The sequence below is a fragment of the Aliagarivorans marinus DSM 23064 genome (genome assembly GCF_000429485.1).
Lineage (GTDB): Bacteria > Pseudomonadota > Gammaproteobacteria > Enterobacterales > Celerinatantimonadaceae > Aliagarivorans > Aliagarivorans marinus.
Genome location: NZ_AUBY01000009.1, coordinates 15,418 through 29,126, shown reverse-complemented (window position 1 = coordinate 29,126; position 13,709 = coordinate 15,418). Strand labels below are relative to the sequence as shown.

The window sequence follows — 13,709 nt, the reverse complement described above, 5'->3', positions numbered from 1 at the left end:
CAAACAACGAGGCCCTACAAACAAAAGGAAAGGAACCACCATGAGCCAAGGAGCGAAATTTCGGCAGGCAGTGACACAAGCACTGCAACCACAATCGAAAGGCCCCCTGCAAATCGTCGGCACCATCAACGCCTACTGCGCGATGATGGCCCAGCGCGAAGGCCATCAGGCGATCTACCTAAGCGGCGGCGGTATCGCCAACGCCTCTTATGGGCTGCCCGATCTGGGCATTACCACCATGAATGATGTGCTGGAAGACGTGCGACGGATCACCGCCGCCAGCGACCTACCGCTGTTGGTCGACATCGACGTCGGCTTTGGCGGCGCCTTTAACATCGCCCGCACCATCAAAGAGATGGAGCGGGCGGAAGCCGCCGCGGTGCATATCGAAGACCAAGTGGCGCAGAAACGCTGTGGCCACCGCCCTAACAAGGCCATCGTATCCAGCACGGAAATGGTCGATCGCATCAAGGCCTGCGTGGATGCCCGCCGCGATGAGCAGTTTGTGGTGATGGCGCGCACCGATGCGCTGGCGGTGGAAGGCATCAATGCCGCCATCGACCGCGCCTGTGCCTGCGTCGAGGCCGGTGCCGACATGATCTTCCCGGAAGCGATGAACACCCTTGAGCAGTACCAGCAGTTTGCCGAAGCGGTGAAGGTGCCGATCTTGGCCAATATCACCGAGTTCGGCCAGACCCCACTGTTCAGCGGCGAAGAGCTGGCACGTGCTGGCGTGGGCATGGCGCTCTATCCGCTATCGGCCTTCCGCGCCATGAATCAGGCGGCGCTCAATGTCTATCGCAGCCTGCGCGATCAGGGCCACCAGCGCGACGTGGTGGAGCAGATGCAGACCCGTAGCGAGCTCTATGACTACCTCGGCTATCACGATTTCGAGGCCAAGCTCGACCAGCTCTACAGCGCCACACCGGACAAGGCGCAATCACAAGATAACTAAGCGGCATCAGACCGTCCCTACACGATGACCAAGACAAGGACTGAAGGAGAGCATCATGGTACAAAAATCCCTTAACGGCGCAGGCCTACGCGGCCAAAGCGCGGGCGAAACAGCCCTCTGCACCGTCGGCCAAAGCGGCTCTGGCCTCACCTACTGCGGCTACGACATTAAACAGCTGGCCGAGCAAGCCACCTTTGAAGAAGTGGCCTACCTGCTGTGCCACGGCGAGCTACCCACTCAGGCGCAATTGGCGGCCTACCTCGATCGCCTGCATCAACTGCGCGAGCTGCCCGACGCACTCAAGCAAGTGCTAGAAGCGATCCCGGCTGACGCTCACCCCATGGATGTGATGCGCACCGGCGTCTCGATGCTCGGCAACCTTGAAACCGAGCAAAGCTTTAGCGAGCAGCAGCAACAGACCGATCGCCTGCTGGCTACCCTGCCCGGCATCATCTGCTACTGGTATCGCTACAGCCATGATGGCGTGCGCATCTCCACCCAAAGCGAGGCGGGTTCAATTGCTGGTCATTTCCTTAGCCTGCTACATGGCAAGCCGGCCGATCCGCTGCACGAGCAAGTCATGCAGTGCTCGCTAATCCTCTATGCCGAACATGAGTTCAACGCCTCCACCTTCACCGCCCGGGTGATCGCCTCCACCCTCAGCGATATCCACTCGGCGATCACCGGCGCGATTGGCGCGCTGCGCGGCCCACTGCACGGCGGTGCCAACGAAGCCGCCATGGCGATGATTGAGCAGTGGCAAAGCCCCGAGCAGGCCGAACAGGAAATCATGGGGATGCTGGAGCGCAAAGAGAAGATCATGGGCTTTGGCCACGCCATCTACCGCACCAGCGATCCGCGTAATGCGCTGATCAAGGAGTGGTCACGCAAACTCAGCGCGCATACTGGCGATCAGCACCTGTTTGCGGTGAGCGAGCGGGTTGAGCAGGTGATGTGGCGCGAGAAAGAGCTGTTCTGTAACGCCGACTTCTTCCATGCCAGCGCGTATCACTTTATGGGCATTCCCACCAAGCTGTTCACCCCGATCTTTGTCTGCTCCCGCGCCAGCGGCTGGGCGGCCCATTTGATGGAGCAGCGCAGCAACAACCGGATCATTCGCCCCAGTGCCGACTACACCGGCGCCGAACCGCGTGATTATGTGCCACTGGCCGAGCGTGGCTAAGCCCCGCCGCTGCACAAACGGCAAAGCAGAGGCAAACAGGGAGAGCCTTTATGAACAGTGCTTATCGGGTGCCACTCGCTGGCACCGATCTCGACTACTTTGATGGTGCCAGCGCAGTCAATGCGCTGGTGCCCGGCAGCTACCAACAGCTGCCTTACACCAGCCGCATCTTGGTGGAAAACCTGCTGCGGCGCTGCCCGCCCGATCAGCTAGAGCAGAGCCTGCTGCAGATCATCCATGGCCAACAGCAACAGGATTTTCCGTGGTATCCGGCGCGGGTGGTCTGTCACGACATCCTCGGCCAAACCGCCTTGGTCGACTTGGCCGGGCTGCGTGATGCGATTGCCGAACAAGGCGGCGATCCGGCCCAGGTCAACCCAGTGGTGCCCACCCAGCTAATCGTCGATCACTCGCTGGCGGTGGAGCATGGCGGCTTTGACCCCAATGCCTTCGAGCGCAACCGCCAGATTGAAGAGCGGCGTAACGCCGACCGTTTCCACTTTATCAATTGGTGTAAACAGGCCTTCGACAACGTCGACGTGATCCCAGCCGGCAACGGCATCATGCATCAGATTAACCTGGAGAAGATGTCGCCGGTGGTGCAGGTGCAACACGGCGTGGCCTTCCCCGACTCCTGCGTCGGCACCGACAGCCACACCCCCCACGTCGACGCGCTCGGGGTGCTGGCCATCGGGGTCGGCGGACTGGAAGCGGAGAATGTGATGCTCGGGCGCGCCTCGATGATGCGCCTGCCGGAGATCGTTGGGGTCAAACTCAGCGGCCAGCGGCAAAGCGGCATTACCGCCACCGATATCGTGCTGGCTCTCACCGAGTTCTTGCGCGAGCAGCGGGTGGTGTCGGCCTATCTGGAGTTTTTCGGCGAAGGCACCCGCTCACTGAGCATTGGCGATCGCGCCACCATCTCCAACATGACCCCAGAGTACGGCGCCACCGCCGGGCTGTTCTACATCGACCAGCAGACCTTGGATTACCTGACCCTCACCGGCCGCGAGCCACAGCAGGTTGAGTTGGTTGAGCGCTATGCCAAGGCCAATGGCCTGTGGGCTGAGCAGCTCAGCGAGGCGCGCTATCCACGGCTGCTAGAGTTTGATCTCTCCAGTGTGGAGCGCAACCTGGCAGGCCCCTCTAACCCGCACCGCCGCCTGCCCACCAAGGCCTTGGCCGAGCGCGGTATCGCCCAAGACCTTAGCAAGGTACAAGCGCAAGAAGCCGCCGGCCAGCTGCCCGATGCCGCCATTATCATCGCCGCCATCACCAGCTGTACCAATACCAGCAACCCGCGCAATCTGATTGCCGCCGGACTGCTGGCACGCAAGGCCAACCAGTTGGGGCTAAATCGCAAGCCCTGGGTGAAAACCTCGCTGGCACCCGGCTCGAAGGTGGTACAAAGCTACCTGCAGGAAGCGGGCTTGCTTAGCGAGCTTGAGCAGTTGGGCTTTGGCATCGTCGGCTTTGCCTGCACCACCTGTAACGGCATGAGTGGTGCCCTCGACCCGGTGATTCAAAAAGAAATCGTCGAGCGCGATCTGTATACCACCGCGGTGCTCTCGGGGAACCGCAACTTCGACGGCCGCATCCACCCCTATGCCAAGCAGGCCTTCCTGGCCTCGCCGCCGCTAGTGGTGGCCTATGCACTGGCCGGCTCGATGCGCTTCGATATCGAGCAAGATGTACTCGGCCATGACAGTGCCGATAAGCCAGTGCGCTTGAGCGATCTGTGGCCGAGCGATGCCGAGATCGACGACTACGTAGCGCGCTTTGTTAAGCCCAGCCAGTTCAATGCGGTATATCAGCCGCTGTTTAACAAGCCGCTCGATGTGAAAGTGGATTATGGCGAGCGCGCCAACCCACTCTATCAATGGCGCGAACAAAGCACCTATATCCGCCGTCCGCCCTATTGGGAAGGCGCGTTAGCCAAGCCGCGCAGCCTAAGCAAGATGCGCCCCTTGGCACTGCTGGGCGATAACATCACCACCGATCACCTCTCACCGTCGAATGCGATCTTGGCCGACAGCGCCGCCGGCGAGTATCTGGCCAAGATGGGTCTGGAGGAGGCCGACTTTAACTCCTACGCCACCCACCGCGGCGATCACCTGACCGCCCAGCGCGCCACCTTCGCCAACCCGAAACTGCTCAACGAGATGGTCCGCGATGAGCAAGGTGAGGTGGTACAAGGCTCGCTGGCACGCATCGAACCCGAAGGACGAGTAAGCCGGATGTGGGAAGCCATCGAGCACTATATGCAGCAGCAACAGCCGCTGATCATCGTCGCCGGCGGCGACTACGGCCAGGGCTCCTCGCGCGACTGGGCCGCCAAAGGCGTGCGTCTAGCGGGGGTGGAGGTGATAGTCGCCGAAGGCTTCGAGCGCATTCATCGCACCAACCTTATTGGCATGGGAGTGCTGCCGCTTGAGCTACCCGAAGGGGTTAGCCGCCACGATTTGGCCTTGGATGGCAGCGAGCTGTTCTCGGTGACCGGCGATCTGGCCCCTGGCGCCGAGCTGCAGTTATTGATTGAGCGCAGCAGTGGCCAGCGCGTATTGATCAACGTGAACTCCCGGCTAGACACCGCCGAAGAGGTCGAGGTCTATCAAGCTGGCGGGGTGTTGCAGCGCTTTGCCCAAGACTTCCTGGAAGGCCAGCAGCCCTCAGACAAACGCTCAGCTCCACGGTCAACCCAACAACAGGAGGCGACTCATGAGTAAGCAGCTACGAATACCCGCCACCTATATGCGTGGCGGCACCTCCAAAGGTGTGTTCTTTAGTCTCGACGACCTGCCGCTGGCGGCCCGTCAGCCCGGCCCCGAGCGCGATGCCCTGCTGCTGCGGGTGATTGGCAGCCCAGACCCCTACGGCAAGCACATCGACGGCATGGGCGGTGGCAGCTCCAGCACCAGCAAGGTGGTGCTAGTGAGCAAAAGCGACCGACCCGACCATGATATTGACTACCTGTTTGGCCAGGTGGCCATCGACCGGCCTTTTGTCGACTGGACCGGCAACTGCGGCAACCTAAGCGCCGCAGTGGGGGCCTTCGCCATCCGCCGAGGACTGATAGACAGGCAGCAGCTACCTGACAACGGCCACAGCCGGGTGCGGATCTGGCAGTGCAATATCGAGAAGACCATTGAGGCGCAGATCCCAGTCTGCGAGGGCGAGGTCGAGGAAGCGGGCGATTTCTATCTCGATGGGGTGGCCTTCGCCGCCGCCGAGATTGAGGTGAGCTTTATCGACCCGGTGGACAGAGCGCTGCTGCCCACCGGGCGGGTGGTTGACGACCTCAGCGTACCGGAGCTAGGCAGCTTTAACGTCAGCTATATCAACGCCGGGATCCCCACCCTGTTCCTCAATGCCAGCGAGCTGGGACTGACCGGTTGTGAAAGCCAGGCCGAGGTAAATAGCCAGCCTGCGCTGCTGGAGAAGCTCGAGAAGGTCCGCGCTCACGGCGCGCTGGCGATGGGACTAATCGACGATCTCAGCCAAGCCAAAGCGCGCCAGCATACCCCCAAGATTGCCTGGGTTGCTCCGGCAACCAGCTACCAAAGTTCCAGCGGTCGAGAGATAGCTAAGCAAGACATTGATTTGGTGGTACGCGCCATGTCGATGGGGCAACTGCACCACGCCATGATGGGCACCGCTGCAGTGGCTATCGCCTCCGCCGCCGCCGTGCCGGGCACGCTAGTCAGTCGCGCCGCCGGTGGCACCAGTAAGACAAGGCTTTGCTTTGGCCACCCGTCAGGAACCCTGACAGTGGGGGCTAAGGCCAGTGAGCAAGATGGCCAGTGGCAGATCGACAAGGTGGTAATGAGTCGCAGCGCACGGGTACTCATGGACGGCTGGGTGCATATCCCAAGCCTATCGCCAGCCTTTTAACGCAGCTAACTGACTCAGCGACTACCGGCTATGCCTGTACAAGGCTAAGACAAGGAATCAACAAATGAGCTACGCAACACAGAAACAGCAGTCGACTAACGATCCCCAAGGCTTCTGGCTAGAGCAGGCCGCCAAACTCCCGTGGTATCAAATGCCCACTCAGGGCCTGAGCGAAGATGGTGATAACCCAGCATCCGGCCAACAGCGCTGGTTTGCCGATGGCCAGATGAACACCGCCTATATGGCGCTCGACTACCACATTGAGCAGGGCCGCGGCGAGCAAGTGGCCCTCTACTACGACTCGCCAGTCACCGACACCAAACAGCAATACAGCTACCTGCAGCTACGCGATGAAGTGGCGCTCTGCGCCGGGATGCTGGCCGCCCAAGGCGTTACCAAAGGTGACCGGGTGGTGATCTACATGCCGATGATTGCCCAAGCGGCAATCGCTATGCTGGCCTGCGCCCGGCTGGGGGCAATCCACTCGGTGGTGTTCGGCGGCTTCGCTGCCCAAGAGCTGGCGGTGCGCATCGATGACGCCCAGCCCAAGCTGATCCTGACCGCCTCCTGCGGTATCGAGATCTGCAAGTTGCTGCCCTACCAGCCCTTGGTCGAACAGGCACTCAAGCTTTCAAGCTTGCCTGAGTTACCGGTGGTGGTTTGGCAGCGCCCGGAGCACCCGGCTAAGTTCGACAGCCAATTCCTCGACTGGCGGGCCCTGCTGGCACAAAGCGAACCGGCGCCCTGCACCCCAGTCAATGCCACCGATCCGCTGTATATCCTGTATACCTCCGGCACCACCGGCAAACCCAAGGGCGTGGTGCGCGATAACGGCGGCCATGCGGTCGCCATGCACTACTCGATGCAGGCGGTCTACAACATGCAGCCCGGCGAGGTGTTTTGGGCGGCCTCTGATGTGGGCTGGGTGGTGGGCCACTCCTATATCGTTTATGCGCCCTTACTGGCAGGTTGTAGCACCATCTTGTACGAGGGCAAGCCGGTGCGTACTCCAGATGCCGGCGCGTTCTGGCGGGTGACCGAGGAGTATCAGGTGAAGGTGCTGTTCGCCGCCCCCACCGCCTTTCGGGCGATCAAGAAAGAAGACCCCAATGCCGAGGCGCTGCAAGGCTATGACATCAGCTGCCTGCAAGAGATCTTTATGGCGGGCGAGCGCCTCGACCCACCGACCCTCGAGTGGACCGAACAACACACCGCCAAACCGGTCACCGACCACTGGTGGCAAACCGAAACCGGCTGGGCGATCGCCAGCAACCCGCTAGGGCTGGAGCGCTTCGCAGTGAAGCCCGGCAGCGCCACCAAGCCCATGCCCGGCTTTCAGGTGGAAATCCTCGATGAAAGCGGCCAGCCTTGCGAGCCCAACCAGCAAGGCTTTATCGCCATCAAGCTGCCGCTGCCGCCAAGCTGCCTGCCCACGGTATGGGGCGATCACGCACGCTTTGAGTCGGCCTATCTGCGCCAGTTCCCCGGCTACTATGTCAGTGGCGATGGCGGCTATATCGACGACGATGGCTACCTGTTCGTGATGGGTCGCATCGATGACGTGATCAATGTGGCAGGGCATCGCTTGTCCACCGGTGAGATGGAAGAGGTGGTCGGCGCGCACGCTGCGGTGGCCGAGTGTGCGGTGATTGGCTGTCACGACGAACTCAAGGGTCAGATCCCCTTCGCCTTGGTGGTAGTCAAAGACGGGGTAAACATGGACAGCGCCCAGTTGGAGCAGGAGCTGATTGCCAAGGTGCGCGCAGAGATAGGGCCGATTGCCTGCTTTAATCAGGCCACCGTGGTGCAGCGACTACCGAAAACCCGCTCCGGCAAAATCTTGCGGCGTACCCTACGCCAGCTGGCAGAAGGCGAGGACTACAGCGTACCCTCGACCATCGACGACCCGGCCAGCCTGAACGAGATTGCCGACCAGCTGGCCCACCAGCGTCAGCTGATCTAACGGTGTGCTAGGCAGGTTAACGATAAGCCTCTGGCTTGAGTTGATGCCGCTCCAGCAGTTTGTAAAACTCGGTGCGGTTTCGCTCAGCCAGTTTCGCCGCATGGCTGACATTGCCGTCGGTCATGCGTAACAGCTTAGCCAGATAGCGCCGCTCAAACTGCTCGCGGGCCTGGCTAAAGCCCAGCCACTGCTGCTCTTCACGCAGGGCGCGACGCACCGCATCTTCATCGATAAGCTCCCCCGGCACCAAGATAACCAATTGCTGAACCACATTCGCCAACTGACGCACATTACCCGGCCAGTTGGCCGCCATCATCAGCGCCATCGCAGCGGGGGCAAACTGCTTGCTGCTCGCCAATGCGCCTACTTGGCAGAAGTGGCTAATCAGCAGCGGGATATCTTCTTGGCGCTCGCGCAACGGCGGTATCACCAGCTCAAAGCCGTTGATGCGATAGTACAAGTCATCGCGAAAACGCCCTTCACTCACCGCCAGCTGCAGATCTTGGTGACTGGCGCAGACCAAGCGAAAGTCCACCGGGATCGGCTGGGTGGCACCGACCGGTCGCACCTTACGCTCCTGTAACACTCGCAGCAGTTTGACCTGCACCGACAGCGGTAGCTCGGCAATCTCATCGAGGAACAGCGTGCCGCCATCGGCAGACTGAATCAGCCCTTTGTGGTCACGGGTGGCACCGCTGAAGGCACCTTTAACATGGCCAAACAACTCGGACTCGAACAGCTCTTCAGGTATCGCGCCACAGTTCACCTCGATAAACGCCCCCTTGCTGCGGGGGCTAGCCTGATGCAGCCCTTGGGCAAACAGCTCCTTGCCGGTGCCGCTCTCGCCGCGCAGCACCAGCGATAGTTCGCTCAAGGCCAGCTGCCCTAGCTGCTCCAGCAAATGATGCATCTGCGGATTGGCGGTAACGATCGCTTGTCGCCAGGCCGGCTGAGCGTCATGGCTAGTGTTGCCAGAACGAGGCTGGGCGCGCTGGCAGGCCGAGGCCACCAGAGTGAGTAGCTGCTCTGCCTCATAGGGTTTGGTGAGATAGGCAAACACTCCTTGCTGAGTGGCCTCCACCGCATCGGGAATGCTGCCATGGGCGGTTAGTAGTATCACCGGCAGACCGGGATAGAGTCGCTTGAGCTGGCCGAACAGATCCATGCCGTCCATCTGCGGCATGCGCACATCGCTTATCACCAACTGGCAGGATTGACTCTCCAACTCAGCCAGCGCCTGTTTGGCGGACTCGGCAGCCACCACCTGATAGCCATTGGCTTGCAAGCGCATGCTAATCAGCCGCAGCAAGCTGGGATCATCGTCCACCACCAGGATACGGTGGCTAGCGCAGGTCTTGGGTTCGTTCATGGATCTGTTGCTCTATCTGTTGAAGTTGCTGGAGCTGTTCGCGTAGCTGCTGGTTATCCTGCTGTTGTTGCTCGGCCAAGTGCTGCTGCTCCAGGTAGCGCTCATACCAATACAAGGTGTCATCGAGTTGGGCCTGTAGCGCCAGCAGCATGGCGCCTTGTTCCGGCGCTAGGGGTTGTTCCAGCAGACTTTTTATCAGCTTGTTGGCACGATGGGGGTTTTTCACCGGCGAGCGGCGGTAGGCGATAAACAGGGCGCGCTGCGGCTGGAGACTCGGGCAGTCATCGCACGATAGTCGCTGCCATTCCAACTCCAGCTCGGCGATGCTCATCGCTTCTAGCTGCAGGTAGTAATCGAGTAAGGGGGTAGCATGTTGCTGAGGGCCATCGTGCAACACCTCCACGGTGGGGGCTGGCTCCTGTAGCTGTTGGCTACAGCCAGCGAGCAGCAACGCGCCCATAATCATTAAACGGCTATGCCACATCAGCCGCCTCCTCAAAACCACTGAGTTGAAAACGGCTACCCTGCTCTAGGCGCTGGTAACTGAGCACCAAGCCCAGTCGCTTGGCCAGCTCGCCGGCAATTGCCAGTCCCAAGCCTGAGCCCTTAACCGAGGCACTGGCCACCGCATCGCCCTGATAGAAGGCTTCAAACACCCGCGCCTGCTGCAGCTCATCGATGCCCGGCCCTTGATCGTCCACCCGCAGTGCCCAATGGCCATGTTCAGTCACCAAACTCAGCTGAATACAGCCACCCGCGGGGGAGAACTTCACCGCATTGGAGATCAGGTTGTCGATAATCACCTGCAAGGACTCACTTTCGCTAAACAGCTCATGCTCCAAGGCCAAGTCCTCAACAATCAGCCCGCGGCTAAGGATGGACGGACGGTGATTTAGCAGCACCTTGGGCACTAACTCGGCTAGATTCACCCGCTGCTCACGGTGGCGCGGGGCTGCCAGTAGATGGTTGAAGTCCAGCAGCCGCTCGATAAGCTGCTGCAGCCGCAGGCTGCTGTCATCGAGGATATGGGTGAGTTCGCGCTGCTGCGGGCTAAGGCTGCCAATGCTGTCGTCGCTGAGCAGTGCATTGCCCTCGCGGATGGCTGCCAGCGGGGTTTTCAGTGCATGGGAGAGGTGGCGCAGGTAGTCGCTACGCTGCTGTTCAATTTGTAGAAGCCTTAGCCGCATATCGTCCAAGGCCTCGGCGATCTCCACCAGCTCGCACAAGCCCTTGACCTTGATCGGTTGGCCGAGGCCGTGGCGTTTTAGCTTGGTGATCTGCTGTTGCATCAGGGTAAGTGGCCGGGTGGTGCCCCACATCAGCAAAAAAGCCACAACCGCCGCCAAGGGCAGACTGGCCAGACTGATTAAGATGCCCTTGCGCGCTTGCTGGCGAAACAGGTCGAACTCACTGGCGCCGAGCAACAAGTCTTGCTGCTGCTGTTGCTCCCACAGTAGCAGGGCATTGTTGATGCTAACGAAGTAGTCGTTCAACGGCGGTAGTTGCTGTTGCTCACGGGCCAGCTCAAAGCGAGCTTGAAACTGCTTGAGTTCGGCAAACTCTGGCAGCGCGATAGTTTGAGAGAGTCGCCACTGGTGCCATTCGCCCAACAGGCTATCGACTCGTTGGTCTGCCTGTGGGTCACGCAGCACCACCGCTTGCTTGCTGGTTCGCTCAAGGGTATCCAGCTGCTGTTGTAGCTGCTTACGTAGCTGGCTGCCATCACTGGCCTGTGCCACCAAGCTATGCGCTTGCTGCGAGAGCAGCTCAACGTGGCGCAGACTCAGGCTTAGGCTAACCAGTAGCGGCACCCCAAGGATCGCCAGCGCGACAAAGCTCAGGTGGCGGATAGACATCCACTGTCTAATATAGTGTCTTGGCAACACAGGCGAGATAACTCCATTTATCAATAGGTCTGTATACAGTGAGGACTCAATAGCTACGCTGGACAGACAACGCATCATCATGCCAGAGCGCCGCGCAAAACCCCACTGTTGCCAGTTGGCGACAACCGCTGCCCGTCGCCAATTACCTCGTACCAACATGATATTTAACAAGAAAAATATTTCGCCCGACCTTGTAAACCCTGTTTCACTGCTTGCTGGCGCATTCTCCCTATTGCCACTGTCGCTATTTAACGACAACCAAACCAAGACTCACTCACTAACCAACTGTTTTAAATGACTATTTTCTTTTGGCATGAAGTCTGTATTAGCTCAGCCACTGCAATAACACTTTCGATTCATGGATGAGGCACTATGCAACTACCGACCATAAGACGTATTCAGATTGGCGATTGGATTTATGAGGTAAAGGCGGTGCGCGCAATCCGCGCCTCCAGCTACGGACAAGCCTACGATGCCTGTGCCAGCTTCACCTTCAACGGCAATAGCTGTTATATCGAAGGGCAGATGACCCGCGATGACAGCCCCTTCACCAGCCAGGACTACGCCAGCTTCTACCAACTCTGCCAGATGATGGAGGTTGATGAGGCCCACTACGACCGCTATCAAAACGGCCAGCGCCGCTCTCGCCGCGTCAAAATCCATGGCGGCGAGCCCAGCTCGCCCGAGGTCGTGCCCTTTGCCAACAAGCGCAGCGCTTAAACCAGCATGTCCGACCTTTTGCTGTGCAATGCTTAGTTGCACAAAATTCGAGCACAAATATTCACCAGCCCCTAGCAATTCCCACGTTGCCAGTGGTAGATTGAAAGGTCACACAACATGCATACACACATAATTTAAGGATAAGCAGTCGTCATGAAAGTAGGTTTGATTGGCTGGCGCGGAATGGTGGGTTCCGTGCTCATGCAGCGGATGCGAGAGGAGCAAGACTTTGCTCATATCGATCCTGTGTTCTTCAGTACTTCTCAGGTAGGTATTCCTGGCCCAGATGTAGGCAAGGGAAGCACCACATTGGAAGATGCCTTCGACATCACCAGCCTGAGCAAGATGGACACCATCATTACCTGCCAAGGCGGCGACTACACCAAAGACGTTTACCCTAAGCTGCGTGAAAGCGGCTGGCAGGGTTACTGGATCGATGCCGCATCGGCCCTGCGTATGCAAGACGAAGCGATTATCGTACTCGACCCAGTCAACCGTGGCGTCATCGATCAAGCCCTAAGCGCGGGCAGCAAGACCTTCGTCGGCGGTAACTGCACCGTATCACTGCTGCTGATGGCCATCGGCGGTTTGTTCGAGAAAGACTTGGTGGAGTGGGTAAGCCCAATGACCTACCAAGCGGCCTCTGGCGCTGGTGCCCGCAACATGCGTGAGCTGATCTCACAAATGGGCGTACTGCGTGATGAAGTGGCTGAGCAACTGGCCGATCCAGCCTCTGCTATCTTGGAGATCGACAAAAAAGTTGCCGAGACCATGCGCAGCGAAGACTTCCCAACCGACCAATTCGGCGTTCCTCTGGCAGGCAGCCTGATCCCATGGATTGATGTGCCAGTAGCCAGTGGCCAGAGCAAGGAAGAGTGGAAAGCCCAGGTAGAAGCCAACAAGATCTTGGGCACCTCTGATAACCAAACCCCTATCGACGGTATCTGCGTTCGCGTAGGTGCGATGCGCTGCCACAGCCAAGCGCTAACCATCAAGCTCAAGCAAGATGTGGCGGTGGAAGAGATCGAGAAAATCATCGCCGAGCACAACGACTGGGTAAAAGTGATTCCCAACGAGCGTGATATCACTGCCCAAGAACTCAGCCCAACCAAGGTAACCGGTACCCTGAGCATTCCGGTAGGCCGTATCCGTAAGCTGGCCATGGGTCCTGAGTACGTTGCCGCGTTCACCGTGGGCGATCAGCTACTATGGGGCGCTGCCGAGCCGCTGCGTCGGATGCTACGCATCCTGCTGGAAAAGTAGTACACCAGCCTTAGAGCCACTAAAAAGCCCGCATTAAGCGGGCTTTTTTATGACTAGCAGTCAGTTACTGCAATCGCTGCACATCGATGGCCTGCGACGCCAAGGCTTCATCTTCTTCCTCGCTCAGCCCTGAGACGCCGATCGCTCCCACACATTGTTCATCGACGAATATCGGTACGCCGCCCTTAAATCCGGTTACCCGCGCATCGTTCCAGTAACCCATGTCTTTGCCGGTATCGCGCGCCCATTGTCCAAGGTTGCCCGATGGCTGACGTTCTCTGGCTGCGGTATAGGCTTTGTTTTGCGCCAAGTGGATCGACGGTAGACCCACGCCATCGTGGCGAGTAAATGCCATCAGTTCGCCATGGCTATCGACGACGGCAACCGCGATCGCTTGCTGGTTTTGTTGGGCGAGCTGCAGGGCAATTTGACAAAGTTGTAGTGCTTGCTGAGAACTTAGCATGGTATTTCCTTATAGT

The 13,709-nt window shown here is 59.3% G+C and carries 11 protein-coding genes; 7 read left to right on the top strand and 4 right to left on the bottom strand.

From position 1 onward, the window contains the following. Positions 1–40: 40 nt before the first annotated feature. From prpB to G461_RS0101930, 5 genes are all read left to right on the top strand, one after another. Positions 41–955 (top strand): methylisocitrate lyase, encoded by a 915-nt coding sequence (prpB, locus tag G461_RS0101950; protein ID WP_026970558.1) that lies wholly within the window; start codon positions 41–43, stop codon positions 953–955. Between the two features lie 55 nt (positions 956–1,010). Continuing rightward, positions 1,011–2,138 carry a bifunctional 2-methylcitrate synthase/citrate synthase gene (gene prpC, locus G461_RS0101945; protein ID WP_026970557.1) on the top strand — a complete coding sequence of 376 codons (1,128 nt, stop codon included), beginning with the start codon at positions 1,011–1,013 and terminating at the stop codon, positions 2,136–2,138. A 50-nt stretch (positions 2,139–2,188) separates the two neighbouring features. Then, positions 2,189–4,864 carry a Fe/S-dependent 2-methylisocitrate dehydratase AcnD gene (acnD, locus tag G461_RS23005; RefSeq protein WP_051333294.1) on the top strand — a complete coding sequence of 892 codons (2,676 nt, stop codon included), beginning with the start codon at positions 2,189–2,191 and terminating at the stop codon, positions 4,862–4,864. Next, on the top strand, positions 4,857–6,029 hold the full coding sequence (gene prpF / locus G461_RS0101935) for a 2-methylaconitate cis-trans isomerase PrpF (RefSeq protein WP_026970556.1): 1,173 nt from the start codon (positions 4,857–4,859) through the stop codon (positions 6,027–6,029). Before acnD ends, prpF begins: the two co-directional genes overlap by 8 nt. A gap of 64 nt (positions 6,030–6,093) precedes the next feature. Continuing rightward, the gene (locus tag G461_RS0101930; protein ID WP_026970555.1) at positions 6,094–7,992 is read left to right on the top strand and encodes a propionyl-CoA synthetase; all 1,899 of its coding nucleotides are present in this window, start codon (positions 6,094–6,096) and stop codon (positions 7,990–7,992) included. A gap of 16 nt (positions 7,993–8,008) precedes the next feature. On the opposite strand, the gene G461_RS0101925 is transcribed toward G461_RS0101930, so the two are convergent. Genes G461_RS0101925 through G461_RS0101915 form a run of 3 tightly spaced genes read right to left on the bottom strand, consistent with a single transcriptional unit; the run spans position 8,009 to position 11,217 of the window. Beyond that, positions 8,009–9,361 (bottom strand): sigma-54-dependent transcriptional regulator, encoded by a 1,353-nt coding sequence (locus tag G461_RS0101925; RefSeq protein ID WP_026970554.1) that lies wholly within the window; start codon positions 9,359–9,361, stop codon positions 8,009–8,011. Next, positions 9,336–9,845: a hypothetical protein gene (locus G461_RS0101920; protein ID WP_026970553.1), complete on the bottom strand. Its 510-nt coding sequence runs from the start codon at positions 9,843–9,845 to the stop codon at positions 9,336–9,338. Before G461_RS0101920 ends, G461_RS0101925 begins: the two co-directional genes overlap by 26 nt. Beyond that, entirely contained in the window at positions 9,835–11,217 is a 1,383-nt protein-coding gene (locus tag G461_RS0101915; RefSeq protein WP_026970552.1) for a sensor histidine kinase, read from the bottom strand. Before G461_RS0101915 ends, G461_RS0101920 begins: the two co-directional genes overlap by 11 nt. Positions 11,218–11,619: 402 nt before the next feature. On the opposite strand from G461_RS0101915, the gene G461_RS0101910 reads away from it, so the two are divergent. Together G461_RS0101910 and asd are read left to right on the top strand one after the other, a co-directional pair. After that, positions 11,620–11,967, top strand: coding sequence for a hypothetical protein (locus G461_RS0101910; RefSeq protein ID WP_026970551.1), 348 nt, complete (start codon positions 11,620–11,622; stop codon positions 11,965–11,967). A 153-nt stretch (positions 11,968–12,120) separates the two neighbouring features. Next, positions 12,121–13,230, top strand: a complete 1,110-nt coding sequence (gene asd, locus G461_RS0101905; RefSeq protein WP_026970550.1) for an aspartate-semialdehyde dehydrogenase — start codon at positions 12,121–12,123, stop codon at positions 13,228–13,230. A 64-nt stretch (positions 13,231–13,294) separates the two neighbouring features. Here asd and G461_RS0101900 read toward each other — a convergent pair whose 3' ends face one another. Next, positions 13,295–13,693, bottom strand: a complete 399-nt coding sequence (locus G461_RS0101900; RefSeq protein WP_026970549.1) for a GlcG/HbpS family heme-binding protein — start codon at positions 13,691–13,693, stop codon at positions 13,295–13,297. Positions 13,694–13,709: the final 16 nt, after the last annotated feature.

Bases quoted from the DNA above. Each gene is read 5' to 3' on its own strand.
- prpB (WP_026970558.1), top strand. From the start codon at position 41: ATGAGCCAAGGAGCGAAATTTCGGCAGGCAGTGACACAAGCACTGCAA.
- prpC (WP_026970557.1), top strand. From the start codon at position 1,011: ATGGTACAAAAATCCCTTAACGGCGCAGGCCTACGCGGCCAAAGCGCG.
- acnD (WP_051333294.1), top strand. From the start codon at position 2,189: ATGAACAGTGCTTATCGGGTGCCACTCGCTGGCACCGATCTCGACTAC.
- prpF (WP_026970556.1), top strand. From the start codon at position 4,857: ATGAGTAAGCAGCTACGAATACCCGCCACCTATATGCGTGGCGGCACC.
- G461_RS0101930 (WP_026970555.1), top strand. From the start codon at position 6,094: ATGAGCTACGCAACACAGAAACAGCAGTCGACTAACGATCCCCAAGGC.
- G461_RS0101925 (WP_026970554.1), bottom strand. From the start codon at position 9,361: ATGAACGAACCCAAGACCTGCGCTAGCCACCGTATCCTGGTGGTGGAC.
- G461_RS0101920 (WP_026970553.1), bottom strand. From the start codon at position 9,845: ATGTGGCATAGCCGTTTAATGATTATGGGCGCGTTGCTGCTCGCTGGC.
- G461_RS0101915 (WP_026970552.1), bottom strand. From the start codon at position 11,217: ATGTCTATCCGCCACCTGAGCTTTGTCGCGCTGGCGATCCTTGGGGTG.
- G461_RS0101910 (WP_026970551.1), top strand. From the start codon at position 11,620: ATGCAACTACCGACCATAAGACGTATTCAGATTGGCGATTGGATTTAT.
- asd (WP_026970550.1), top strand. From the start codon at position 12,121: ATGAAAGTAGGTTTGATTGGCTGGCGCGGAATGGTGGGTTCCGTGCTC.
- G461_RS0101900 (WP_026970549.1), bottom strand. From the start codon at position 13,693: ATGCTAAGTTCTCAGCAAGCACTACAACTTTGTCAAATTGCCCTGCAG.